Raw genomic sequence first — 25,450 nt, 5'->3', positions numbered from 1 at the left:
CAATTCAGACACAAATCTGGATTGCGATGATCGCCTATTTATTGGTGAGTTTCGCTCAACATTTAGGGAAAACAGGTTGGACAGTTCAACGTTTACTCAGAATAATTCAAGTGAATTTGTTTGAAAGAAGAACTTTAAAAGCTTTATTTTCACCCGATAAAATACCCATAAAACAAGAGGAAGCTCAAATGAGCTTCCTCTTGTGAAAAATTGTGGGACAGCAATGCCTTCAAGGCATCTTTTTTTATGGGGTGATTTTTTGTTTTGTGATGCGTATTAATCCAATACATTCCCCACGATATTACTGATAATACCCTGCATAATATGCGGCCCTTGTTCCTGACGCAGTTCGCTGTACCATGTTTGGGTCGTTTCCTCATCTTTCATATGGGTCACATCGCAACGTTTACGTGCGCGTAACACCATTTCTTTGGTACGTTCATTGCGCTTTTCCTGATAACGGGATAAAGCATCTTCAATGCCCAAAGTATTGACCTGTAAGGCACGTGCTAGATAAATCGCATCTTCCATCGCCTGACAACCACCTTGTCCAATATCAGGTGTGGTACTGTGTGCGGCATCGCCCACCAAAACCACATGCCCTTTATAGAACTTCAAAAATGGCTCAATGTCATGAATTTCAACCCGATTGGTTTTTTGCGGATCGAGTCGCTCAATCAAACTTTGAACCTGTGGACACCAGCCCTTGAAATATTCTTTGAGTTGGTCTTGATACTGACTGCGGTCATTCTCCAAACCGACAGGCAATGGTACATCTAAAAAGAAATAGAAACGCTGATCGGCTACGGGCATGAGTGAAGCACGTTTACCCTCACCGACATAGGTTGTCCATTGTTCTGCTGGTGCTAAATCTTCAGAAATATCCACCAGTCCATTCCAGTTGACATAGCCTGCATAACGGCGCTGAACTTGCTCACCCAGCACATAAGCACGGGTAATCGAGTGTGTACCATCTGCTCCAATCAACAGTTCGGTTTCAACTTCAGCACCATCCTCAAATTGCAGCTTCACTTTGCCTGCTTGTTGCTCCAAAGCCACCATACGTTTACCCAAATGAATATCTTCACGACCAAATTCATCCATGAGCATGTTTTGTAAATCGGCGCGCGATACAGGATACGGACGCTGACCGACTTCTTGAATGAGCGGCTGCAAACTAAATTGCGTCATGGTTTCCCCTGTCAAACCATCGACATAAGCCAGATCATTCATTTGCCCACCCAGTTTGGCAATTTGAGCAGACAATCCTAAATAGTTCAGGCATTTGACGCCATTTGACCATAAAGAGATCGCTGCACCAACGGGAAGAATTTTTTGTGTTTGTTCATAGATGGTTACTTTATGTCCGAACTTTTTTAGTGCAATTCCTGTGGTTAACCCCCCCATACCAGCACCGATAATGACAATTTCCATCTATAGCTCCTGTATATTTATACCGTTTGTTTTATTTTTGATGCCAAAAACGTGCCATACCAACTATTTTGCTCTGAATTCGTTCAATTCCTGCAAAACTGCCACATTTTTGCCACTCTTTTTTAAATAATCAACAATGCTAGTATAGGCAAAGGATTTTATTTCACGACATAAAAACACCCCACAGGAAGAATACATGGCTACCCTACTTGCGCCTGCTTTTGAACTACCAACGCAGTTGACTCACCTGACCAACCTTGCCGATGCACGTATTGGTGCCACGATCATTGACTGTTCTGATGAATTTTTTGCTGAAGCAAAACGCATGCTCAATGCCGATGCGCCGATTTTTGTCGAAGACAAATTTGATGATCATGGCAAATGGATGGATGGTTGGGAAACCCGCCGTAAACGTCATGCAGGCTACGACTGGTGTATCGTTAAACTCGGTGTGGCAGGCAAAATCTCAGGGCTAGACATCGACACCACATTCTTTACAGGCAACTATCCTGCATCGGCTGCACTAGAAGCTTGCTATGCACCCGATGGTCAGCTTGATCAAGTGGAGTGGCACAGTTTGCTGCCCAACAGTGTTTTAGGTTCAAGTCAGCATCATATTTTTGAGATTGCATCAGATCAGGTATTTACCCATATTCGCCTGAACATTTTCCCTGACGGTGGTGTGGCACGTTTGCGTGTGTATGGTGAAGTGCAAATCCAACTTAAAGACAGTGAGCAAACTCTCGATTTACTGGCACTGGAAAATGGCGGACGAGTGATTGCGTTTAGTGATGCACACTATGGTCACCCACGTAACCTGATCAACCCAGGGCGTGGTGTCAACATGGGTGACGGCTGGGAAACCAAGCGTCGTCGCGCCCCTGGTTTTGACTGGTGTGTGCTGGCTTTGGGACAAGCAGGCGCTATTGAAAAGATCGAGATTGATACGGCTCACTTTAAAGGTAACTTCCCTGCACAAGTGTCGATTCAAGCCGTGTATGTGGAAGATGCCACCGATCCGCAACTGATTCCACAAAGCATGTTTTGGCCATTTTTACTGGAAGCACAAGACATGCAAATGGATCATGTGCACAACTATATTAATGAAGTGTTAGCGCACGAAAAAATCTCGCATATCCGCGTCAACATGATTCCAGATGGCGGCATTAGCCGTATTCGTTTATGGGGTAAAGTCACAGGATGAGTGAAATCACCGTTCAGATTGAACCGTTAAGCATTGAAAGCTTCGCCGAATTCGGCGAAGTGATCGGCTGTGCAGGACATGATTTTTTTCATATCAATGATGCACATACCGAGCGTTATCACGCATTGGTACAGACTGAAAGCGACGCAACAGGCAAGATTGGCATCAGTATTTTCCGCAATATCAAAACCACAACTTTGCCGTTGCAGATTGATATGCTGGAACGACATCCAATTGGCTCACAAGCCTTTATTCCAATGCAGGGACAAAAATTCCTGATTGTGGTTGCTCCCAATTTAAATGCTGAACAGCCTGATCTACAGTGTATTCGTGCCTTTATGTCAGATGGTACACAAGGCGTAAATTACCGTGCAGGAACATGGCATCATCCACTTCTGACTTTGGAAAGTCCAAGTGATTTTGCTGTGGTTGACCGACTCGGTACAGGTCACAACTGTGATGTATTCAGGTTTCCTGAATCGGTACTGATTCAAGAATAGGATTCTGGTTAGGCTGTTTCGGCAGCCTGTCTGCTAAATTACTGGAAAGATTTAATTCTTTTGTTTTATGATCTTGAGATAACACCACATTATAGTAGGTCAATCATGGCAAAACTCTTAAATACCAGTGCAACCAATTTCTTCCTTGAAGAACTGATTAAAAATGCCAAAGAGCGTTTGATTCTGATTAGCCCTTATTTACGCTTAAATGACCGTATTAAAGAATTACTCGAAGATAAAAACCGCCTAAAAATTGATATTCGGATTGTCTACCGCAAAAGTGATTTACATCCTGACGAAATTAAATGGATGCAGCGTCTTGACTATATTCGGGTCAGCTTCTGTAAAAACCTGCATGCAAAATGCTATATTGAATGAAAATACTTGCATTATTAGCAGCTTAAACCTATATGAATTTAGCCAAATTAATAATAATGAGATGGCGCTAATTTTTAAAAAACATAGTCAACAAGATATAATGATGAGTCCAAGCTTCGATCTTTACTGCCAAACAAGCACACCAAACTTTTATGGTCACATCTCGAATGATGCCAATACGCCAACTTATTTTAGGGCAATTATTCCAAATAGTACGTTCGACTTAGCATAAACTTTCTTATACAAAATTAAAGTTTTAAGACGTCTATCCCTACAGAATATAGATATAAAAGCCTTGAACAATATTTCACAAGGATGAGCAGCATGTCTGCTCAAAGTCTATTTTTATGAGAAATATTTTTTGACTCAAAAAGTTGCGGATGACATTTTCGCGTATCCCATTTTTGAAGCGTACATCAAACGCAGATCAATCTACCCCTTATCTTGTACCAGACTATGCAGATACGCCACCGCAGCCGTGCGGTTTTCCACTGCCAGTTTGGCAAAAACATGCTCAAGGTGCTTATTTACGGTACGAGGACTCAGTGCCAAAATTTCTGCAATATCTTTATTGGTTTTTCCTAAAATCAGCCAGTGCATGACTTCTGCTTCACGCTGGGTCAGTTGCGGGCAAAACTTCAAAATTTCCGCCACGCTTAAGGTTGCAGTCGCCAGTTTGATTTGTACCAAATAATTTTGATTGCTACGTTCAGCGTGCCACGGTGTCAGCAACAAAAGCTGTAAATTTTGCGTAGGGGTCGCATAGCTACAACTCATCAAACGCTTGGGATCTTTGTCCTGTTTCAGTTCGCTAAACCAGTGCTTGAGTCCCTGTGCAAAGCCTGCACTGTCAGGTAAGCATTCTTGTAAAATTTGCTCGGCTTTTTGGGTTTGCCACAGCATTTTCCCTTCGGAATCGAGCGCCAAAATCGCGGTTTCAGTGGCATCAATTACCTGTTTTTGCTGCTGTAACAGCTTGGCATGCGTCAGATGTGTACGCACCCGCGCCAGCACTTCTTCGATATTTAACGGCTTGGTGACATAGTCCACGCCCCCGACCTGAAAACCATGCACAATATGCTCGGTTTCCGACAGCCCTGTCATAAAAATCACGGGAATAAGCTGGGTAATCGGGCTGGCTTTGAGTTGCAGACAGCTTTCAAAACCATCCATATGTGGCATGTTGCCATCGAGCAAAATCATGTCGGGCTGACAGCGATGGGCAATTTCAATCGCACTTAAACCATCGGTGGTGACCAGCACCCGATAGCCTGCCTGATCAAGGCTTTCATGCAAAAGCCCTAAATTTTCGGGCACATCATCCACAATTAAAATTACCGCATCATGATTATTCATCAATGCTAAAGTCCTGAAGCTGCTGTTTGGCCATTTTAAGGTCAAATTTTTGCACAGATTGTGCCAACTGCAACCATAATTTTTGCTGTTCAGGAAAATTCTGCTGATACTGCTGTAGAGCCTGCTGCGCCCCGCGAATATACCCCTGACTTAGCACCTCCTGTAAATGTGCCAAAGCTTGCGGCAAGCTCTGTACTGAAGTTGCTGATAATGTTTCAGTAACTTTCTCTGCGTTTGATGATGATGCTGGCTGAGTCGATTGCATTTGATTGGGCAAATTGGGCTGCTGCGCTTGCTGCTCGGCATTCAGCCACGTTAAATCCAGTTTATCGCCAATTTTGCTGAGCAATAAATTCAGATCAATCGGTTTCAGTAGAAAGTCTTCTGTCAGCACCGCATCTTGTGGATTCACCGCACGCTCATTGGCATCGGCGGAAATAATCACGATCGGCACATTGGTAATATGGTTTTGGCGGAGCAAACGTGCAGTTTCCCAGCCACCCATCAACGGCATATTGAGATCCATCAGAATCAGGTCGGGCTGAAACATCGGCACTTGACGCAGACAGTCAATTCCCGATTCGGCTTCTTGCAACTCAAAACCCAGCGGGCGCAAAAAGTTAGCAACTAGACCACGATCAACCGCTTCATTGTCCACCACCAAAATCCGTTTACGCTCGCCAACATAACCGGCAATCTGATTGCTATGCAGGTTACGAATCGGATGAATCAGGTCTTTGGATGGTAAATACAGCTTGATATGAAAACTCGTGCCCCGATTCAACTCGCTGCTCACGGTCAGTTGTCCACCGAGCAAATCCACCAGTAATTTAACAATCGGGAGTCCCAACCCTGTCCCCGAAAAACCGCCCTGTACCACATTACGCCCACGTTCAAAAGGCGTGAAAATGCGCTGCAAATCTTCCTTCGCAATCCCGCAACCCGTGTCCTGAACCGTAAAATAGGCGGTCTGAAAACGGTAATCGACCTGTAAACGAATTTCGCCTTTACGGGTAAATTTCAGGGCATTACCCAAGACATTAATCAGCACCTGTTCCAGACGTTTTTTGTCGCTACGCACATATTGCGGCAGGTGTTCACTGATCTCACAGACAAATTTCAAATGCTTCTGCTCAATCTGCGGCTGAAACATTTGTACAATTTGCTGAATAAAATCAGGGAAATGAATATCGACCATATTCAGGGAAATCTTGCCTGTTTCGATGCGCGCCAAATCCAGCAAACCATCAATCAATGACGTCAAATGCTGCCCGCTACGACTAATCACCCCCAAAGCCTTTTCGCCTTGTTCCGAGAGTTTTTCCTGCTTTTGCAATAACTGGCTATAGCCCAAAATACTGTTCAGCGGCGTACGCAGTTCATGGCTAATGCCAATCACATAACGGCTTTTGGCTTCGTTGGCTTTTTCCGCCTGAATCCGTGCATCCTGCAAATGTTGAGAGGTGACCTCATGCGCCGCAATTTCTTCGAGGAGCAGACTATTTTGTTGTTCACTTTCCTGTTCGGCATTGCGGCGGCTTTCATCATTCAACACTAGCCACCATGCTGCCACACTAATCAGTAAAAACAGAATGCAGTAAATTTTCACAAATAGCGCAAACAGTTGCTGCTGCCCTACGGTATGAATCGCGTCCAAGCTGCTTTTTTCCTGCAAATACACCAAGCTTAGACAGACTGCGAGTGCCAGTGCCAAACTCAGCATCACCAGTAAATACAGACTCAAACGGGTATTCAGGCGCTGCGCCCACGTACTCGGTAGGTAACGAATCAGCAGACTTTTCCACTGTTCTGACCAACGCGCATGCGGTTTACAGCGGTCATGGCAACGTGCTTCCAACGAACAGCACAAGGAACAAATTTGCCCGCTATAGGCAGGACAACTCGCCATATCCGCTACTTCATATTCACGCTGACAGACTACGCAGGTTGCCACTGAAGTCATGGCTAAAGCTTCAGGCTGACGGGCAAGGTAATATTTCCCTCGGGTCAAATAGGCAATGATCGGGACACTCAGCATGGCTGTACCCAGTGCAATAAAGCTCGCCAAGCCTTTTGCCAATTCCCCGAAAAAACCCAAATAACTCAGCATCGACAGCAAGGATGCCAACAGCAGCGCGCCCACCCCGACAGGATTAATGTCATACAGATAGGCACGGCGAAACTCGATGCCTTTCGGGCTTAATCCTAAAGGTTTACAAATGATTAAGTCCGCAACCACTGCACCCATCCATGCCAGTGCGATATTGCTGTACAACCCTAAAATCTGCTCAACCGCATGGCTAATACCCATTTCCATCAGCATGATGGCGATCAGGATATTGAAAATCAGCCAGACTATCCGCCCAGGGTGACTATGGGTTAAACGCGCAAAGAAATTCGACCATGCCAGTGAACCTGCATAGGCATTGGTCATGTTGATCTTAATTTGTGCCAGACACACCAGTAGAACCGTCAGCCACAGCGCCACATCTGCCGAGGAAATGCCTTGCTGAAAAGCGAGCCAATACAGATAGGTCGGATTACTGAGTTCAGTCTGCGGGATGGCATAACGATAAGCCAATACCATCAACAACATGCCCATCAGAATTTTGACAAAACCAAAAATAATCCATGATGGTCCGCCCAAAAACACCGCCAGTAACCATGAGCGCGGATGCTGCTCACGCGGTGGCAAAAAGCGCAAATAGTCGGCTTGTTCGCCAATCTGAATCACAAACACAAATAGCAAGGTACAGGCTGCACCAAAATACGTCAGGTTAAATGCGGTTGAATGTGAAGTAATGCCGACAAACTGCATGCTCTGCTCGAGCAGCTGCGGCTGTTTCCACCACACAAAGATCCAAGGCAACAGCAGTAAAATCAGCCAGATCGGTTGGGTAATCGCCTGAACTTTATTGATAAATCCAACCCCTTTCACCACCAAAGGCAAGATGATCAGGGCGGAAATTAGATAGCCGATACTCTGCGGGATATGCAGCGCCAATTCCAGTGCCATCGCCATAATCGCGGCCTCAAACGCCAGCAAAATAAAGGTGAAACTGGCATAAATGACTGAAGTAATGGTCGAACCGATATAGCCAAAACCTGCGCCACGGGTGAGTAAATCTACATCGACATTGTATTTGGCAGCATAGTAACTGATCGGCCAACTGGTCAGAAAAATCAAGCTACACACCACAATCGCTGCCATCAACGCATTGCTAAAACCGTATTGCCACAGCAGGGTCGCGCCAATGGCTTCCATCGCCAGAAAACTCACCGTCGACATGGCGGTATTGGTCACCATCCACGGCGACCATTTCCGTACCGAGCGCGGTGCATAGCGCAAGGCAAAATCTTCAATACTCTCATCCGCCACCCAAATGTTGTACTCACGGCGGGTTGGAATCACCCGTTGCGGGGTTGAAGGTGGCGTTGGCGATTTCGGCATGATGGAATTCCAGCAAGGCATGAACATTCAAGTGCTGCTTGCACTTTGCCAAAATTTGCCGATCTTGACCATGCTTTTATCTTGCATACAGATACGCAATATAACGTATTTTCGATTTTGCCCTGACAGGACACACTGAATGCAACTCAAAAATTCAGCATCGATATCGGGGAGGATGGCGATTATGAGCGTATCTCAAAATTCAGATGTAAACAGCCTGCAAGGCAGCAGTGACAATCAAAAAGCAGTCAACGAAACCCTAGAAGACTATACCCTGCGTTATGCACCACACAGTTTTAGACGCTGGAGTCCAAAAGTGGTGGCGATTACCGCACTCGGTGGCATTGCCTACCTCGCGGACTTCTCGATTGGCGCGAGTATCGGCATGTCTTACGGTACCACCAATGCCGTGTTCTCGATTTTATTTGCCGCAATCATCATTTTCCTGACAGGGATTCCGCTCGCCTATTATGCTGCGCGTTATAACATCGACCTCGATCTGATTACTCGTGGTGCAGGTTTTGGCTACTTCGGTTCGGTGCTGACCAGTATTATTTTTGCCAGTTTTACCTTCATTTTCTTTGCGCTCGAAGGTTCGATCATGGCGCAAGGTTTGCTACTCGGCCTCGGTATTCCGCTGTGGGCAGGCTATTTGCTTTCGACCTTTATGGTGATTCCACTGGTGATTTACGGCATGAAAGCCTTGAGTAAATTACAGGTCTGGACGACTCCTGTCTGGTTGATTTTGATGATCGGCCCTGTGGCCTATCTCATCAATAAAGAGCCAAATCTGGTGGGTCAGTTTGCTCAGTTTACAGGGCATGACGGCTTTGCCCCGATGGATATGGCTGCAATCATGCTCGGTGCAGGCGTGTGTTTATCGCTGATCATGCAAATTGGTGAACAAATTGATTACCTGCGCTTTATGCCAGCCAAAACCAAAGACAACAGCAAACAATGGTGGGCAGCCGTCATTTCCGCAGGGCCGGGTTGGGTGGTTTTAGGTGCGCTCAAACAAATCATCGGTGCATTCTTAGGCTTCTACTTGCTGACCAAATTACCAGGCGTGAATGCTACTGAACCTGTACAACAGTTCAATGCCGCTTTCCATGATATGCTTCCAGGTTGGTTAGCCTTGGCGTTAGCGGTGATTTTAGTGGTCATTTCACAAATCAAAATTAACGTGACCAATGCTTACTCAGGCTCTTTGGCGTGGACCAGTGCGTACACTCGCATCAGCAAACATTATCCAGGTCGTATTATCTTTGTCTTGGTCAACTTGGCGATTGCCCTCGCACTGATGGAAGGCAACATGTTCGCCGTGTTGGGCAAAATTTTGGGCTTCTACTCAAACTTTGCCATCGCTTGGGTGGTGGTGGTTGCCACTGACATTGCCATCAACAAATATGTCTTGAAACTCTCACCGAAAGAACCTGAATACCGCCGCGACATGCTTTACAACATCAACCCTGTGGGCATGGTGGCTTTCCTTGCCGCAGCAGGTCTTTCGATTGCAGCATTCTTCGGATTATTCGGCAGTTTCCTTGCAGCCTACTCACCATTGATTGCGCTTGTGGTTGCCTTTGTGCTGACCCCAGTGATGGGTTTGGTGACAGGTGGAAAATACTATATTAAACAAGAGCATGATGGTATTAAAGAACCGCGTTATGACGCTGAGGGAACCCCTATGGCAACTGTGTATAGCTGCGTGGTGTGCGATGAAGCTTATGAACGCCCAGATGTGATGTTCTCACACAAACATAGCGGTACGATCTGCTCACTCTGTAAAACTTTGGACAAATAAATTTCTTCCATAAATGTCTACACCCTCTTTATTTTTCTCCCATAGGGAGAAATAACAAGGAGTTATGAAAGAAATCTAATCATTAAACCCACCAAAACTCGAACAACACCCCTTTTTTACCCCCAGCGATGTCCCCCAACATCGCTGTTTTTTATTTATTGGGATGATGCAACACGTCGATTAAGTCGCATCAAACAATTGCAGTAATTCATCTTCACTAAAGGACGTATTGATCTGACTGTTTTTCGATAAAATCGACTGCGCCAGTTGCGCCTTGTTTTTCTGCATCAACAGGATTTTTTCTTCAATACTCTGATTCATCAGCAGTTTATAGACAAATACAGGTTTGTCCTGCCCGATGCGCCATGCCCGATCCGAAGCCTGATCTTCTGCGGCAGGGTTCCACCACGGATCATAGTGAATCACGGTATCGGCAGCGGTCAGGTTCAGCCCCACCCCGCCTGCTTTCAGGCTGATCAGAAAAATCGGCACTTCACCCGACTGGAAACGCTGAATCACATCATCGCGTTTTTGGGTCTGACCTGTCAGTTTGACATACTCAATGCCCTGTTTTTGCAAGGCATCACCAATCAGACTGAGCATGCTGGTAAATTGCGAAAAAATCAGAATCTTACGCCCTTCCTGCAACATGTCAGGCAAGGTATCCATCAAATAATCGAGTTTGGCAGAATGAATCTTGTGACTGTTCATGCCTTCCAGATTGAGCAAACGCGGATGGCAACACACCTGACGCAATTTCAGCAAGGCATCCAAAATCTGAATATGACTGCGTTTTAGCCCACGCTCCGCCAGAATGCGACGCACATTGCTTTGCATCGCAGTACGCAGTGCTTCATAGAGCTTGAGCTGTGCATCATTCATGTTAATATTGACTTCAATGGTGGTTTTCTTCGGCAGCTCTTTCGCCACTTCATTTTTCAGACGGCGCAAAATAAACGGACGAGTACGCAGCACCAATTTTTCTTGTAAATCAACACGCTGCTGTCGCTCAATCGGGTAGCGATATTTGCGGTTAAAGTGGTCTTGAGTCCCCAAGAAACCGGGCATTAGAAAATGGAACAACGACCACAACTCACCCAAATGGTTTTCTAGCGGCGTCCCTGTCAGGCACAAGCGATGCTGTGCTTGTAACTGCCGTGCAGCTTGTGAAACTTTGGCATTCGGGTTTTTAATGTAATGCGCTTCGTCGAGCACCGCCATGTGGAACTTGTGATCTTTTAACAAATGAATGTCACGTGCCAACAACGGATAGGTACTGATTACTACATCGTATTCCACCAAACGCTGAAAATGCACATGACGGTTATGCCCGTGCAACACCAACACTTTGAGTTGCGGTGCAAATTTTTGTGCTTCTTTAAACCAGTTCGAAGTGAGTGAGGTCGGGCAAATGATCAGCACAGGAGTTTTATTGAGCTGCCCTGCCTGCTGCTGCAACAAGATATGTGCAAGCGTTTGCGCGGTTTTCCCCAAGCCCATGTCATCAGCCAAGATGCCGCCATGACGAGTTTCGGTCAAAAACTGCAACCAGCCCAAACCTTGCTGTTGATAACTTCTGAGTTCTCCACAGAAACCTTCAGGTGTTGCCAAAGCCTGCTGCTCACCTTGCTGCAACCGCTGAATAAACTGTTTTAAACGATCGGCATGGTATAGATTTAAATTTAAATCGGAGGCTTGGGACAACAGCGCGACATCATAGACATCCAATTGAATGTCATCATCCTGATTAAACAACTGGTTGAGATGAACCAGAATCGGCTTAATGTCTTTAAAGTAAATCAGCAGACTCGGCGCATTGCTGATGGGAACCACAAAATAATGTTCTTCATCAAACTCATGCAACCGCTGCATGTCGAGCAATTTCGGATGCAACTGAATCAGACGTGCCAGTAATTCCGCCAGATTATGTTTATTACCCCGTTGATCCTGAATGGTCATGCCGATATTAAACCATTCATAACGCTCATCGGCTTGGCTCAGAGCAACATCGACATGTTGAGCAAGCTGTAAATTAAACAGGCTTTGTGCGCCATGCTCGACTGTCCAGCCCAATTTCTCAATCAGATTGATCGGCAGTAATGCTGCAATCAATTCATGCGCATCAATACAGACCAAATTTTGAGTATCAATATGCGGAAACCGAATATGCGGAAGTTGTTCAAACCAAGCTGTATCGGGTAAACATTGCCAAAATTTTTCGAGTAATGCCTGTTCTTGTTCAAGATCACGCATTTGCCGCACAGGCTTTTGCTGTTGCTGTCCGACAAAACTGTCTTCAGGCGTATTGGCTGCGACACGCCCCGTAGGATAGTCAAAAAATACACTGGCACAAGCCAATTCATTTTTTGAAAACATCCGATCTATCTGTATGTGATCACCAAAACGTAGAACTGCTTTGGGCTGACCTGAGATTTTTTTCAGCTTTTGGTCTGAGGATGCCAGCGTTACATTTTGATCGACCCGATAACGCTGTAAAGTCTGCTCCATTTCTTCAAGTAAATGACTTGGAATCGATGGCATTTTCAGGAGATCATTGATAATTTCATAACGATATTCTGCATCGACCAGACCAATGGTTTTCTGCTTGGTATCGACATAAGTCACAGGCTGTGTATTTAAAATACGGATGTGCTGGGCATGTTTTAACTCATGCTTACTGCCCAGTGCATAAATATCGGCAATCAACAGTTCAGACTGACCATCTGCCTGCGTTTCCCAAGTAAAATCCAGTCGATACACCGCATCTGACCACTGCAATATAGGGTTTTTATAATCATTGGCATACAACCAGCCATACTGTGCGGCTTGCTGTAACAAGCTGGCAGGCAAGCCTTTGAGGCTTAAGCTATGTGGCGGAAGCAGGTGATCTTTTTCGGTATTTAATGCACTATAAATCTGCTGAAACAGCACACGCTCTTGCACTGTGGCATCGACATGTGAATTTAGAATATTGGCATAGTTGGTATATTGTTTGGCTTCACGCAATTCGCCCTGTTTGTTACGGCGAACCTTATACAGTTGCAGGGTATTTAGCCCTGTTTGCTGACGCTCTACGATATAAATAAAATGATTTTCATCTAAAAATTCAGGCGTTTCAGTGCTGACCTGAAAGTGATTGAGTGTCGACTCAAAACGCTGTGACCATGCTGAACGGTTTTCCTGAACAGGTGAATGAGCAATCAACTGATGCTGCACGGCATACTGCACGATAGCGGCAGCATGTTTACAGTGATCGCCCACGGGGCAACTACAACGGGTCTGTACAACCTGTTGTTGATTGGCATCGAGCGTTACACGAGTGCGATAAGGCTGCCGCCCTTGAACTTGGGCTTCGATTAACCATTTGTTGGTCGGTTGAGCATGTACTGAAATTTGTTCGGCATCAATCTCACTGATATATCCGCGACTTCGCTCAATGGTCGCGCGATCAAAAGTTGAAAGTAATTGAACAATCTTCATATTTCCCAAACGTCATGACACTAAACTAAAACGCAAGCAGCTATAGTAACGATATTGGCTTTAAAAGTGCATGCTTTTTTAGGGACAATAAAAAAAATCTCTTATCTATTCGGATAAGAGATTTTTTATTTTGGTTCAGTTCAGCGCTTTTAGAACGGCAAATCGTCATCTAAATCTGCGGGTGCAGGGGCTGCCGCTGGTTTTGGTTTCGCAGCTTGATTATTGAAACCACCTTGCGCATTGTTGTTGCCATAACCGCCTTGGTTCGCATTATTGTTGCCTGCGCCATAGTTGTTAAAACCACCGCCTTGTCCGCCCGCTTGCTGGTTATTAAAGCCCGTGTTTTGACCATAACCACCGCCGTAGTTGTTACCACCTTGCTGATTATTATTGTTAAAACGAGGTTGACCATAACCAGCGTTATCGCCCGCGCCCTGTTCAGACTGACCACGAGTTGAGTCTAACATTTGCATTTGATCGCCACGAATTTCAGTGCTGTAACGCTCCTGACCATTTTGATCTGTCCATTGGCGGGTACGCAATGAACCTTCGATATACACTTTCGAGCCTTTACGCAAATATTGCTGTGCAATTTCACCTAAACGGTTATGCAAGACAATACGATGCCATTCTGTTTGTTCTTTGCGCTCACCTGTACTTTTATCTACCCAAGAATCACTCGTTGCGATAGAAAACTGGGTTAAAGACCCACCATTTGGAAAGGTCTTAGTTTCAGGATCTCGACCTAATGTACCGACTAAAATAACTTTATTAACACCACGCATTCGCTACTATCTTCCTATATGTTTCTACGTTTTACTTTATAAGAGTTATCTTCAAATGACTAGCTCTTTGCCTAACAAGTGCGTTAAATGTTGTCGTGCAGATTCATCGAGCTGCTTTTTATCTAGTTTCACGTAAGCGACTTGCTGATCCAGCATGACCACCACTTCTTCAATACCATGAATTCCCAAAAGCTGGGAAGTCCATTCATCCGTTTGTTTACCCTCAGGCAAACGCAAAATCACAGAAGTTAAATAACGTGGTTGCTGCAAACCAAAGCTGACCAAAGTCCAGATCAGTGCAATTCCAGCCAGAATGCCCCAACCTGTTGACGCATTATGTAACATTAATAATTGACCGCCGAGTGTACCCCCGAGGAATGCACCAAAGAATTGAGCACTGGCATTCACGCCCATGGCTGTCGCTTTGGATTGGATCGGTGCAGCTTTCGACAACCAAGATGGCAATAATGCTTCCATCACATTAAAAGCAACAAAGAAGATGCCTAAGCCAAGCAGCAAGGTATATTTCGAGTGATAACCAAAAGCCAAGACCAACAAGCCCACAACCACACCAACAATCGCACCCAAGAAAATGCCACGCATCTTACGGTGTTTTTCAGCAATGATAATGCTTGGAAACGAACAAAATACCCCGATCAGCAACAAGGGTAAATACACTAAACCATGTTTTGATAAAGGAATGCCTGCATATTCAATCAATTGCGATGGCACATAAATGAACATCGCTGTGAGTAGTAAATGCAGTGAAAAAATAGAAAAATGCAGACGATTCAGATCTGCCATTTTCAGCACATGTTTAAGCTGCTGCAAATAACCATGTTGAAAATTACGATGGTGACGTGTGGTTTTCGGCACCAAAAACAACATCATAATGGCACACAGCCCCATGATGGTGGTGACCCAAAATAATCCAGAAATCCCCACAATATGCGTCAACCAAGGCCCGATACTAAAAGCGACCACAAAGGACAATCCGATACTCATGCCCATGGCTGCCATGGCTTTGGTACGGTTTTCTTCTCGGGTGACATCGGCAAGTAATGCCATGACCACCGCAGACACCGCACCTGCTCCTGCAATTGCTCGTCCTAAAATCACCCCATAAATGGTATGTGACATGGCTGCAATCGCACCGCCCAATGCGAATAACAATAAACCAATTACCACCAATGGCTTACGACTAAATCGGTCTGCCCATAAACTAAATGGAATTTGTAAAATGGCTTGAGAAAGCCCATAAACACCAACAGCAAAACCCAGCAATGCAGGAGTTGCGTATTGATAGGTCTGCCCCGCCACAGCAAACACAGGAATAATCATGAACAATCCCAACATGCGTAAGGCAAAAATACTGCTTAAAGCAAAAGTGGAACGACGTTCTAAGGCATTCATCATATCAATCTGTAATCTCTTGGGGGACGTTTGAGCAAAGCATAAAAAATGGGGCACAAAATATTGTACCCCATCATTTTATACATTTTTCTGAAATTTGGCTTAATCAGTCGTAGGATGTTTACGATATTGAATTGAGGCAATCACTGCCCACACAATAAATGCAATCCCAATCAAACCTGTCACCACTTCAGGAATATGCATGCCTGTACCGCTAGCAAACATAATCACCGCCAATGCACCGATTGCATAGTGCGCGCCATGTTCCAAGTAAATATAAGCATCTAACGTGCCTTTTTCGACCAAATAAATCGTCATGGAACGTACGAACATGGCACCAATGGCCAGTCCGAGCATAATGATCACCACATCAGAGGTAATCGCAAATGCACCGATCACCCCGTCAAAACTAAACGATGCATCTAGCACTTCAAGGTACAAAAAGCCGCCGAAACCTGCTTTGATCAGACCATTGGCAGCATTGCCTGCATTGCTTTCATCTTCATCGACTTCAGGTTCACCACCCAGTAAGTGACCCAAAACTTGTACGCCAATATAGACCACAATGCCCCAAATCCCTGCCAGTGTTACAGCTAAACGTTCGCTGTCAACCACATGGTGCGCCATGATCAACAGTGAGATCAGGGTTAAAAATACCGACATCGCAGGCACATTCGCCAAATTGGCAAGACGCTTTTCAAGCCACTTAAACCAGTGGGTGTCTTTTTCTTCATCGAGGAAGAAGTTTAAAAACACCAAGCCAAGGAATGAGCCACCAAACGCTGCAATTTCAGCATGGTGTTCAATTAAACGCATCGAATAGGTTTTTGGATCATTCAATGCCATGCTGACCACATCCATCATGTTCATGTTGGCTGTCACTGCCACAATCACAATCGGGAACACCAGACGCATACCAAATACCGCAATAATCATCCCCACGGTGAGGAAAATCATTTTCCAGAAATGATCCCAACTGCGAAGCACTGAAGCATTGACTACAGCGTTATCGAAAGACAAAGATACTTCCATAATCGCCAAAATTGCGGTGATAGAAAGTGCTTGTAACATCGTTGAAAAGCCTGCTGCAGGCCCATGAGTAAAGCCCCAATATGCTGCAATCGCTAAGCAAACGATGGTGAAAAAAAACGAGAAACGAAAATGTTTCATGAACTGACCTATAAAACTAAAATGACCCGTCGCAGTGACATGGATCAACACAAACTACTGCACATTATACCTACTTCTGTTTTTGATGGATTTAAAAATCAAGCGCTGGCAAAACCCGTTATAGTGCTACTTTTGTTTCATCATGGAGTTAACATGCGTTTTTCAGAACAACTCTGGCAAAAGAACCTTGCCCTATATCAAAAAATTGTTCAGCACCCATTTAACCAAGAGTTGGCTCAAGGCACATTAAAATCAGAAGCCTTTCAACATTATATTATTCAAGATTCACACTATTTACTGGCCTATGGTCGGGTACTCGCAGTTGCTGCTGCCAAAGCCTTTGATGCCGATGACATCATGCAGTTTTCTGAAGGCGCTAAAATTGCGATTATTGTCGAGCGCAGTTTGCATGAAGGCTTTATGCAGCAGTTTGGAATTAGCCCTGAACAATTTGCCCATACCCCTTTGAGTCTGGCTTGTCATCACTACACCTCATTTTTATTGGCAACCGCATGGTCGGAAAGTTACCCTATAGTTCTTGCTGCAATTCTGCCGTGTTTCTGGATTTATGCTGAAGTGGGTCTGGCAATTGTTGAAAAGTCAGCTGCCAATAACTCGTATCAAGCTTGGATTGACACTTATGCAGGTGAGGAATTCCATACAGCAGTTCGTAATGTGATTGCCACCATCGACAAGGTGGCTGAACGCTGTGATGCCGATACTTTGGCAAAAATGCAACAGGCTTACCGACGTGGCGCTGAACTTGAATGGCTGTTTTGGGACAGTGCCTACCATCAACAACATTGGTTGGGTCTTGATCCTGCTTAAGCCGATTAAAGCACCTTTCATCAGGTGCTTTTTAATTGTGTCACATATCTATAATTTCATATATACGGATATTCATATATAATATTTTCTATCGACGATGTATCTTGAGTATTAGACATGACAACCCACATTAAAATTTATCATAACCCTGCATGTGGAACCTCACGCAATACCCTCGCCCTGATTCAAAACACGGGTGTAGAGCCTGAAGTGATCGAATACCTGAAAAACCCACCCAGCCAAGCAGAACTGGTGAACATGATTGCCGATGCAGGCTTAACTGTACGTGAAGCAATCCGTAGCAATGTTGAACCGTATGCCAACTTACACCTTGAAGAGCCTCATTGGTCAGATGATGCTTTGCTGCATTTTATGTTGCAGTATCCGATTTTGATTAATCGCCCTTTTGTGATTACTGAAAAAGGAACGCGTCTGTGCCGTCCATCTGAAGTGGTTCTAGATATTTTACCGTTGCCGCAGCTCGGTGCTTTTTCTAAAGAAGATGGCGAACAAATTATTGATGAACACGGACAGCGTGTTTCAGGTTAAGTGTATGGATCAAGTTCAATTTTTTAAATGCCTTGCCGATGAAACTCGCCTCAGTCTAGTGCTGTTGGTGGTTGAACATCAGGAATTATGCGTGTGCGATCTGACTGAAAAACTTCAGCTCAGTCAGCCCAAAATCTCACGCCATTTGGCACTGCTACGTAATTTAGGCGTGCTCCAAGACCACCGTAAAGGTCAATGGGTCTATTACCGCTTGCATGAACAACTTCCAGTCTGGTGTATTGAGATTTTACAGATCGTTCAGCAGCAAGCTCCCCTTTCATTCGCAACCACACTGTCAACGCCAGTGCATTGTTGTGACTAATTTTTAGATGAACCTTACTATGGCTCAATCTCGTTTATCGTTTCTTGATCGTAATTTAACGCTGTGGATTTTTCTGGCGATGGGACTTGGCATTGCGATTTCGCAATTTTTCCCGCAAGCCTCTACAGCAATTGATCATTTAAGTGTCGGTTCGATCAATCTGCCGATTGCAATCGGTCTGATTTTGATGATGTATCCACCACTTGCCAAAGTAGACTATGCCGCACTGCCTGAAATTTTTAAAGACAAAAAAACCCTGACCTTGTCTTTGGTGCAAAACTGGTTGATCGCACCTGTACTGATGTTTGCGCTCGCGGTGATTTTTCTGCATGACTCGCCTGCGTACATGACAGGACTCATCCTGATTGGGCTAGCACGCTGTATCGCGATGGTACTGGTCTGGAATGGTCTGGCTTGTGGTGACAACCAGTATGTTGCAGCACTGGTGGCATTTAATAGCCTGTTCCAAATTCTGTTTTTCAGTACCTACGCATGGTTTTTCCTGAGCTTCTTGCCGCCTTATTTTGGTTTAAAAGGTCAGGTGATCGATGTCAGCTTCCTCGACATCAGTAAAGCCGTGCTGATTTATTTGGGTATTCCATTTTTTGCAGGCTTTCTGACACGTAGCATCTTGGTCAAAGCCAAAGGCTTAAATTGGTATCAAAGCCATTTTTTACCCAAAATCAGCCCAATCAGCTTATTGGCGCTGCTGTTTACCATCGTGGCGATGTTTAGCCTGAAAGGGGGTGAAGTGCTGAGCTTACCAAGTGATGTATTGCGGATTGCCGTTCCACTGACCATCTACTTTATTGTGATGTTTTTCCTGAGTTTTGCCATGAGCAAATGGCTCGGCAATAACTATGCACGCAGTACTGCAATCTCCTTTACTGCTGCGGGGAATAACTTTGAACTGGCATTGGCCGTTGCAGTGGCAACCTTTGGACTGGCTTCGCCTGTGGCATTTACCACCGTGATTGGCCCTTTGGTAGAAGTACCTGTGCTGATCTCACTGGTCAGTGTTAGTTTCTGGATTCGCAAGAAATTCTTTAATAGCTAATCTGATGTATTCTCTCAAGGCAGCTATACAATATAGCTGCCTTAATTTTATAAACTCTAGGCAATCTAGCTATTTACGCACACATCATTTTATCATTCTGTCCTTGTTTGCACTACTGACAGGTCAGACACTCATTCATGTTACCCCGCTGGTACTCACCAGTCTGACCTTCCAGATTGTGGTGGTTTCCTTTGCCAGTTTTCTGGTCTGGTTCTGGCTGCTCAAGCAATATGTGGCTTCAGGTTTGGGTATTTTTTCATTTTTAACGCCCATTTTTGGCGTGCTGTTTAGTGTGATTTTGCTGCATGAGCAAGTTGAACTGAACTTTATTGTCGGCGCAGTTTTTGTCTTTCTCGGCATTGTCGTGATGAACTTTTTTTCTCGGAGAAGCCGCATATGAATTCACAACTTTTTGCGACAGCCTGCATGTTGTTGTCGATGGTGTCTTATCAGGTCAGTGCCAGTTTCGCCAAACAACTGTTCAGCCATGTCAGCCCCCTAACCGTGACTATGTTTCGGCTGTGTTTTGCTGCGATCATTGTGATTGTGATATTTCGTTCATGGCGGATTCTTCCGAAATTTAAAACCCTAAATTGGTCAAATCTGCTGTGTTATAGCGCCTCATTGGGGCTAATGAACTTGTTATTTTACAATTCGCTGAGTCACTTACCTTTAGGTTTGGCAGTTGGTTTAGAGTTTATTGGGCCTTTAGGGCTAGCTTTATGTTCGATTCAAAACCGCCGCGATCTGATTTGGGTGAGTTGTTCAATCTTAGGAATTGTGTTGATTATTCCGTGGGGACAACACAATGGTAATTTCTCGTTTATCGGTATGTGCCTTGCGATTGGGGCAGGTCTGTTTTGGGCAGCCTATATCTATTTTGGGCATAAAGTGGTTCGGCAAAATATCGGCATGCACATGCTCAGTATTGCGATTAGCTTTTCCGCGCTGCTGCTATTACCTTTGGAACTCTGGCAACATCCGCATGAACTGTTTGCGGTGCAATATTGGTGGCTTGGACTAACGATTGCGATTTTAGCCACAGCCCTGCCTTATGCACTGGATTTGGTTGCGCTCAAGCATTTGGCACGACTGCATTATAGTATTTTAACCAGTCTATCCCCTGTGATTGCCGCACTCACAGGCTGTATTTTACTGGCTGAACAACTTACGGTCTTTCAGTGGATTGCTTTATTGCTGATTGTCACAGCCTCCATTGGCATTGCTGTGAGCAGTCAGCGACCTGCTTCCGATTAAGCCCACAAATACCAGCCATATAACAAAATTCCTGCTGCGACTGCCCAAGCCAGTGTTGCCAGACTTAAGCAATTCAACACCGACATTTGGGTGGCGAGCAGATACACCGCAATCAGGTAAATCGCATATGGAATCAGTGACCATAAGCCAAACAGTGCAGTACGGCGCAGTGCATCTGCCCCTTGCTGCTGAAACACAATCACATGGGCAATCAGAGCAAAGGTTGGGAACAAAGGGACAAGCCCTGCAATATAAAAAGACTTGCTTTTCGACAGCACTGAAATCAACAGCACCACCAACGCGCCCAACATACATTTAAATGCTAATGCCCACATACATCCATCATCATATTTGAATCCTGATCTGCATTTTACAAAGATTTGAACCTTTGCCCATGTTTTATTGCAATCAAGGCTTGCTTTTGCAGCAACAATCACTCAAGATATAAATAATAATCATTATCAATTAATCTTGAGATGACCACCATGCCACAAGAGACACAAGGTACAGAAGCCCTCAGAGCCATGATCACCCTGCGACAATGCTGGTTTAATCATGAAGAAATCTATATTCATCAAGGCTGTTTGCACTGTGGTTCAGCCGCCACTTATTTGTTGTATTTTACCAATCGGGACATTCAAAAGCAGATGCTTGATTTTATCGGGCGCTATAACTGCCACCATTCCAAGCATTTAGACCTGCTCGATTTCAGTCATTTCCAACACGACTATGAACTGTTTTTATCGCAACTTGAGCAAGGCGTGATTCATTATGCTTTTGCACACCAACAACCGCGTCAGCTTACTTTTGAACAGGTTGAATCTATTTTCGAGCGTGAATTTCATCGCGCTTGTGCCTAGTTTTAAATTGATTGGCTTTTCTCCATCGCACAGGTTGTCCTGTGCTTTTTTTATTTCTAAATGCCCGATTTAGATCAGATACAGCACACACAAAGTCAGTAATGCGGGAACAGCCTGAATATAAATAATTTTCTTACTGGCAGTGAGTCCACCATAAATCCCTGCGACCAACACACAGCCTAAAAAGAAGGTGGCAATCGCGTGGGAAAAATCGGGGTTGCCGACCAGCAATGATCAAAATAATCCCGCAGCCAGAAAGCCATTATATAGCCCCTGATTTTGTGCCAAAACTTTGGTCAGTTTGGCTTTTTCCAAGGTGTTGCCAAAAGCTTTTAAACCTTGAGGCTTGTCCCATAAAAACATTTCTAAAATCAAAATATAGACATGCAAGATGCCAATCAGTGCAATTAAAATATTTCCAATCATGATCTTAGATTCTCCTGTGTATTTACCCGACACAATCTGACGCTTAAAACTGTTTTGCTACAGCTTGAACAATTTTAAATCGTTATCATATAGCAGTTTCTACTTGCTTATTACCGAGAGATCTTATGAGTCACAGTCATATCCGTATTCGAGGCGCACGTACCCATAACCTAAAAAATGTGTCCCTCGATATTCCACGCGATAAATTTGTGGTGATTACGGGACTTTCGGGATCAGGAAAATCCTCACTGGCATTCGATACCCTCTATGCCGAAGGACAACACCGTTATGTCGAATCACTGTCTGCCTATGCCCGCCAGTTCTTATCGCAAATGGAAAAACCCGAAGTCGACTCGATTGAGGGTTTAAGCCCCGCAATTGCCATTGAGCAGAAATCGACCAGCCATAACCCACGTTCAACTGTGGGAACCATTACCGAAATTTACGACTATTTACGTTTGCTCTATGCACGTGTCGGAACACCGTATTGCCCTGAACACGACCTGCCGATGGTGGCACAAACCGTCTCTGAAATGGTCGATGCGGTAAAAGCATTAGAAGAAGGCACCGCACTGATGCTGCTTGCACCCGTAGTGCGAGAGCGTAAAGGCGAATACAGCAGCCTGTTTGAACAACTGCAAAGTCAGGGTTTTGTGCGTGCTCGTGTCGATGGCGAAATCATTGACATCGACAGCCCGCCTGAACTGGATAAAAAGAAAAAACATAGCATTGAAGTGGTGATCGACCGCTTTAAAGTGCGTGATGATCTGGGCAACCGTCTGGCAGAATCCTTTGAAACTGCCCTGCGCCTAGGCGGAGACTTGGCGATTTTAACGTGGATGAAAGGCGAACAACCTGACCGCGTGTTTTCAGCACGTCACTCCTGCCCTGAATGTGACCGTGCCGTGGCAGAACTTGAGCCACGCATGTTCTCATTCAACAACCCGTTTGGCGCTTGCCCTGTCTGCGATGGTCTAGGCACACGTAGTCATTTCAGTGCAGAAAAACTGATTCCCAATCCGCATCTTTCCATCCATCAAGGCGCAATTCGCGGCTGGGATCGTCAGCGTCCTTACTACTACAGCATGTTAGAAAAAGTCGCTGCCCACTATGGCTTTGATTTAGATTGTCCGTGGCAAGATCTCAGTAAAGACACCCAAAAGAAATTTCTGAACGGCACAGGCAAAGAAAAAATTGACCTGAGCTATATCGATGAACGCGGACGCAAACACAGTCGTGTCATGGCGTTTGAAGGCGTATTGCCACATCTGGAACGTCGCTACCGCGAAACCGAAAGCAACTATATCCGTGATGATTTGGCACAGTACTTATCCAATGCCGCCTGTGATGCCTGCGGTGGTTCACGCCTGAATGAAATTTCACGGCATGTGAAAGTCAAAGACCACAGTATTGAACAAATCACGAGCATGTCGATTGGCGATGCTGCAGATTATTATCAACACTTGAGCCTTGAAGGGGCAAAAGGCGAAATTGCCGATAAAATTTTTAAAGAAATCCGTGAACGCCTACAATTTTTAGTCAGCGTCGGGCTAAATTATTTGAGTCTGTCACGTTCGGCTGAAACCCTGTCAGGTGGTGAAGCACAGCGAATTCGACTCGCTTCACAAATTGGTGCGGGCTTAATGGGTGTGATGTATGTCCTCGATGAACCGTCGATTGGTCTGCATCAACGCGACAATGACCGCTTACTGCAAACCCTGATCCGCCTGCGTGACTTGGGCAACACGGTATTGGTAGTTGAACATGATGAAGATGCCATTCGTGCTGCCGACCATATCATTGATATTGGTCCTGGTGCGGGCGTCCATGGTGGGGAAATTATTGCCGAGGGCACAGCCAAGCAACTGGCAAAAAACAAAAACTCGCTCACAGGACAATACTTGGCAGGCAAACTGAAAATTGCAGTACCTGAACAACGCATGACCCCACCGAATCCTGAAAATAGCATTCAGCTTTGCGGTGCATCTGGGCATAACCTGAAAAATGTCACGCTCAATCTGCCTTTAGGCGTGATGACCTGTATCACAGGCGTTTCGGGTTCAGGCAAATCGACTTTAATTAACCGCACTTTACTGCCACTTGCAGCAACCGAACTCAACGGTGCAACCACACTAACCGCGGAAAAATACCAGTCGATTGATGGTTTGCAACATCTGGATAAAGTGGTTGATATTGACCAAAGCCCGATTGGACGTACCCCACGCTCAAACCCTGCCACCTATACAGGCGTATTTACTCCGATTCGTGAGCTATTTGCTCAGACCCCTGAAGCCAAAGCCCGTGGTTATAGTGCAGGACGCTTCTCCTTCAATGTCAAAGGCGGACGCTGTGAAGCCTGCGAAGGCGATGGCATGATTAAAGTTGCCATGCACTTTTTACCCGATATGTATGTGCCTTGTGATGCCTGTCATGGCAAACGCTATAACCGTGAAACACTGGAAGTCGGCTATAAAGGCAAGAACATTTCCGATGTGCTCAACATGACAGTGGAAGATGCCGCAGAGTTCTTTAATGCGATTCCCGTCATTCACCGCCGTTTAGATACCTTGATGCAAGTGGGCTTGGGCTATATCCGTTTGGGTCAGGCAGCAACCACCCTGTCTGGTGGTGAAGCACAGCGGGTGAAACTGGCACGCGAGCTGGCAAAACGTGATACAGGCAAAACCCTGTATATTCTGGATGAGCCGACCACAGGTCTACACTTTCACGACATTGCCAAGCTACTCGACATCCTGCATGAGCTACGCAATAAAGGAAATAGCATTGTAGTGATTGAGCATAATCTGGACGTGATTAAAACTGCGGACTGGATTGTCGATTTAGGCCCTGAAGGTGGTTCAGGTGGTGGTGAAATTATTGCAGAAGGTACGCCTGAGCAGGTAGCAGAGGTTGTCCTTTCGCATACAGGACGATTCTTAAAGCCACTGTTACAGGTAGATTAACCTTACTTCAACCTTGCAAAAATCCTATATTCCGCTAAAGGATGCACAGCAACCCTGTGCATTTTTTTTATGGTTTAGTGCCCATTTTGTGACGAATACACACACTGTAAAATTTCTTTCAAAATTATTTGCTTTTCTTCCAATGGTTTTGTAACTTTCAATGTAATATTGTGTAATTAAAGTAACATAATGTAATAATAAAAAAATTAATTA

General features: G+C 45.0%; 19 protein-coding genes and 3 pseudogenes. 13 read left to right on the top strand and 9 right to left on the bottom strand.

Annotation, left to right across the window (positions count from 1 at the left end; translation table 11 throughout):
• A pseudogene (locus GBN19_RS10985) lies at positions 1-206 on the top strand (IS4 family transposase); the annotation flags it as partial.
• A 70-nt stretch (positions 207-276) separates the two neighbouring features.
• Here GBN19_RS10985 and hpxO read toward each other — a convergent pair.
• Positions 277-1,434, bottom strand: a complete 1,158-nt coding sequence (hpxO, locus tag GBN19_RS10980; protein ID WP_151778168.1) for an FAD-dependent urate hydroxylase HpxO — start codon at positions 1,432-1,434, stop codon at positions 277-279.
• A 196-nt stretch (positions 1,435-1,630) separates the two neighbouring features.
• Here hpxO and alc point away from each other — a divergent pair, with 196 nt between their 5' ends.
• The 3 genes and pseudogenes from alc to GBN19_RS10965 all read left to right on the top strand — a co-directional run.
• Complete coding sequence (alc, locus tag GBN19_RS10975) at positions 1,631-2,638, top strand: allantoicase (protein WP_151778167.1); 1,008 nt, start codon at positions 1,631-1,633, stop codon at positions 2,636-2,638.
• The gene (locus GBN19_RS10970) at positions 2,635-3,138 is read left to right on the top strand and encodes an ureidoglycolate lyase (protein ID WP_151778166.1); all 504 of its coding nucleotides are present in this window, start codon (positions 2,635-2,637) and stop codon (positions 3,136-3,138) included. The genes alc and GBN19_RS10970 overlap by 4 nt, the downstream gene beginning before the upstream one ends.
• Positions 3,139-3,243: 105 nt before the next feature.
• A pseudogene (locus GBN19_RS10965) lies at positions 3,244-3,616 on the top strand (phospholipase D family protein); the annotation flags it as partial.
• 332 nt (positions 3,617-3,948) lie between these two features.
• Here GBN19_RS10965 and GBN19_RS10960 read toward each other — a convergent pair.
• Together GBN19_RS10960 and GBN19_RS10955 are read right to left on the bottom strand one after the other, a co-directional pair.
• On the bottom strand, positions 3,949-4,872 hold the full coding sequence (locus GBN19_RS10960) for a response regulator transcription factor (protein ID WP_151778165.1): 924 nt from the start codon (positions 4,870-4,872) through the stop codon (positions 3,949-3,951).
• Positions 4,865-8,344 (bottom strand): hybrid sensor histidine kinase/response regulator, encoded by a 3,480-nt coding sequence (locus tag GBN19_RS10955; RefSeq protein WP_375707870.1) that lies wholly within the window; start codon positions 8,342-8,344, stop codon positions 4,865-4,867. Before GBN19_RS10955 ends, GBN19_RS10960 begins: the two co-directional genes overlap by 8 nt.
• A gap of 163 nt (positions 8,345-8,507) precedes the next feature.
• Here GBN19_RS10955 and GBN19_RS10950 point away from each other — a divergent pair, with 163 nt between their 5' ends.
• On the top strand, positions 8,508-10,127 hold the full coding sequence (locus tag GBN19_RS10950) for a purine-cytosine permease family protein (protein WP_151778163.1): 1,620 nt from the start codon (positions 8,508-8,510) through the stop codon (positions 10,125-10,127).
• Between the two features lie 180 nt (positions 10,128-10,307).
• Here the strand turns inward: GBN19_RS10950 and GBN19_RS10945 are convergent, their stop codons facing one another.
• The 4 genes from GBN19_RS10945 to GBN19_RS10930 form a co-directional block, all read right to left on the bottom strand.
• Positions 10,308-13,607: a DEAD/DEAH box helicase gene (locus GBN19_RS10945; protein ID WP_151778162.1), complete on the bottom strand. Its 3,300-nt coding sequence runs from the start codon at positions 13,605-13,607 to the stop codon at positions 10,308-10,310.
• Positions 13,608-13,756: 149 nt separating this feature from the next.
• A complete protein-coding gene (ssb, locus tag GBN19_RS10940; protein ID WP_151778161.1) occupies positions 13,757-14,392 on the bottom strand; it encodes a single-stranded DNA-binding protein in 636 nt (211 codons plus the stop codon).
• A gap of 51 nt (positions 14,393-14,443) precedes the next feature.
• Positions 14,444-15,808: an MFS transporter gene (locus GBN19_RS10935; protein WP_151778160.1), complete on the bottom strand. Its 1,365-nt coding sequence runs from the start codon at positions 15,806-15,808 to the stop codon at positions 14,444-14,446.
• Between the two features lie 99 nt (positions 15,809-15,907).
• Positions 15,908-16,975 (bottom strand): DUF475 domain-containing protein, encoded by a 1,068-nt coding sequence (locus GBN19_RS10930; protein WP_151778159.1) that lies wholly within the window; start codon positions 16,973-16,975, stop codon positions 15,908-15,910.
• A gap of 153 nt (positions 16,976-17,128) precedes the next feature.
• Here GBN19_RS10930 and tenA point away from each other — a divergent pair, with 153 nt between their 5' ends.
• From tenA to GBN19_RS10900, 6 genes are all read left to right on the top strand, one after another.
• Positions 17,129-17,803 (top strand): thiaminase II, encoded by a 675-nt coding sequence (tenA, locus tag GBN19_RS10925; protein WP_151778158.1) that lies wholly within the window; start codon positions 17,129-17,131, stop codon positions 17,801-17,803.
• A gap of 117 nt (positions 17,804-17,920) precedes the next feature.
• Entirely contained in the window at positions 17,921-18,352 is a 432-nt protein-coding gene (gene arsC, locus GBN19_RS10920; protein ID WP_151778157.1) for an arsenate reductase (glutaredoxin), read from the top strand.
• 4 nt (positions 18,353-18,356) lie between these two features.
• On the top strand, positions 18,357-18,674 hold the full coding sequence (locus GBN19_RS10915) for a metalloregulator ArsR/SmtB family transcription factor (protein WP_151709638.1): 318 nt from the start codon (positions 18,357-18,359) through the stop codon (positions 18,672-18,674).
• A 19-nt stretch (positions 18,675-18,693) separates the two neighbouring features.
• On the top strand, positions 18,694-19,731 hold the full coding sequence (gene arsB / locus GBN19_RS10910; protein WP_151709639.1) for an ACR3 family arsenite efflux transporter: 1,038 nt from the start codon (positions 18,694-18,696) through the stop codon (positions 19,729-19,731).
• A 4-nt stretch (positions 19,732-19,735) separates the two neighbouring features.
• On the top strand, positions 19,736-20,131 hold the full coding sequence (locus GBN19_RS10905; RefSeq protein WP_151709640.1) for a DMT family transporter: 396 nt from the start codon (positions 19,736-19,738) through the stop codon (positions 20,129-20,131).
• Entirely contained in the window at positions 20,128-20,988 is an 861-nt protein-coding gene (locus GBN19_RS10900; RefSeq protein WP_151778156.1) for an EamA family transporter, read from the top strand. Before GBN19_RS10905 ends, GBN19_RS10900 begins: the two co-directional genes overlap by 4 nt.
• On the opposite strand, the gene GBN19_RS10895 is transcribed toward GBN19_RS10900, so the two are convergent.
• The gene (locus GBN19_RS10895) at positions 20,985-21,323 is read right to left on the bottom strand and encodes a GlpM family protein (protein ID WP_151709642.1); all 339 of its coding nucleotides are present in this window, start codon (positions 21,321-21,323) and stop codon (positions 20,985-20,987) included. The two genes, GBN19_RS10900 and GBN19_RS10895, sit on opposite strands and share 4 nt — an antisense overlap.
• Positions 21,324-21,464: 141 nt before the next feature.
• On the opposite strand from GBN19_RS10895, the gene GBN19_RS10890 reads away from it, so the two are divergent.
• On the top strand, positions 21,465-21,848 hold the full coding sequence (locus tag GBN19_RS10890; RefSeq protein WP_375707869.1) for a hypothetical protein: 384 nt from the start codon (positions 21,465-21,467) through the stop codon (positions 21,846-21,848).
• 69 nt (positions 21,849-21,917) lie between these two features.
• Here GBN19_RS10890 and GBN19_RS10885 read toward each other — a convergent pair.
• Positions 21,918-22,274, bottom strand: a pseudogene (locus GBN19_RS10885) (DUF1304 domain-containing protein).
• 125 nt (positions 22,275-22,399) lie between these two features.
• Here GBN19_RS10885 and uvrA point away from each other — a divergent pair.
• Positions 22,400-25,237: an excinuclease ABC subunit UvrA gene (gene uvrA, locus GBN19_RS10880; protein WP_151778154.1), complete on the top strand. Its 2,838-nt coding sequence runs from the start codon at positions 22,400-22,402 to the stop codon at positions 25,235-25,237.
• Positions 25,238-25,450: the final 213 nt, after the last annotated feature.

The sequence above is a fragment of the Acinetobacter brisouii genome (assembly GCF_008993995.1).
GTDB lineage: Bacteria > Pseudomonadota > Gammaproteobacteria > Pseudomonadales > Moraxellaceae > Acinetobacter > Acinetobacter brisouii_A.
The sequence above is the reverse complement of the archived record's forward strand: the minus strand, read 5'-3'. Positions and strand labels throughout refer to the sequence as shown.

Excerpts from the sequence above, each read along its gene's own strand:
- hpxO (WP_151778168.1), bottom strand. The coding sequence starts at position 1,434 with ATGGAAATTGTCATTATCGGTGCTGGTATGGGGGGGTTAACCACAGGA.
- alc (WP_151778167.1), top strand. The coding sequence starts at position 1,631 with ATGGCTACCCTACTTGCGCCTGCTTTTGAACTACCAACGCAGTTGACT.
- GBN19_RS10970 (WP_151778166.1), top strand. The coding sequence starts at position 2,635 with ATGAGTGAAATCACCGTTCAGATTGAACCGTTAAGCATTGAAAGCTTC.
- GBN19_RS10960 (WP_151778165.1), bottom strand. The coding sequence starts at position 4,872 with ATGAATAATCATGATGCGGTAATTTTAATTGTGGATGATGTGCCCGAA.
- GBN19_RS10955 (WP_375707870.1), bottom strand. The coding sequence starts at position 8,344 with ATGCCTTGCTGGAATTCCATCATGCCGAAATCGCCAACGCCACCTTCA.
- GBN19_RS10950 (WP_151778163.1), top strand. The coding sequence starts at position 8,508 with ATGAGCGTATCTCAAAATTCAGATGTAAACAGCCTGCAAGGCAGCAGT.
- GBN19_RS10945 (WP_151778162.1), bottom strand. The coding sequence starts at position 13,607 with ATGAAGATTGTTCAATTACTTTCAACTTTTGATCGCGCGACCATTGAG.
- ssb (WP_151778161.1), bottom strand. The coding sequence starts at position 14,392 with ATGCGTGGTGTTAATAAAGTTATTTTAGTCGGTACATTAGGTCGAGAT.
- GBN19_RS10935 (WP_151778160.1), bottom strand. The coding sequence starts at position 15,808 with ATGATGAATGCCTTAGAACGTCGTTCCACTTTTGCTTTAAGCAGTATT.
- GBN19_RS10930 (WP_151778159.1), bottom strand. The coding sequence starts at position 16,975 with ATGAAACATTTTCGTTTCTCGTTTTTTTTCACCATCGTTTGCTTAGCG.
- tenA (WP_151778158.1), top strand. The coding sequence starts at position 17,129 with ATGCGTTTTTCAGAACAACTCTGGCAAAAGAACCTTGCCCTATATCAA.
- arsC (WP_151778157.1), top strand. The coding sequence starts at position 17,921 with ATGACAACCCACATTAAAATTTATCATAACCCTGCATGTGGAACCTCA.
- GBN19_RS10915 (WP_151709638.1), top strand. The coding sequence starts at position 18,357 with ATGGATCAAGTTCAATTTTTTAAATGCCTTGCCGATGAAACTCGCCTC.
- arsB (WP_151709639.1), top strand. The coding sequence starts at position 18,694 with ATGGCTCAATCTCGTTTATCGTTTCTTGATCGTAATTTAACGCTGTGG.
- GBN19_RS10905 (WP_151709640.1), top strand. The coding sequence starts at position 19,736 with ATGTATTCTCTCAAGGCAGCTATACAATATAGCTGCCTTAATTTTATA.
- GBN19_RS10900 (WP_151778156.1), top strand. The coding sequence starts at position 20,128 with ATGAATTCACAACTTTTTGCGACAGCCTGCATGTTGTTGTCGATGGTG.
- GBN19_RS10895 (WP_151709642.1), bottom strand. The coding sequence starts at position 21,323 with ATGTGGGCATTAGCATTTAAATGTATGTTGGGCGCGTTGGTGGTGCTG.
- GBN19_RS10890 (WP_375707869.1), top strand. The coding sequence starts at position 21,465 with ATGACCACCATGCCACAAGAGACACAAGGTACAGAAGCCCTCAGAGCC.
- uvrA (WP_151778154.1), top strand. The coding sequence starts at position 22,400 with ATGAGTCACAGTCATATCCGTATTCGAGGCGCACGTACCCATAACCTA.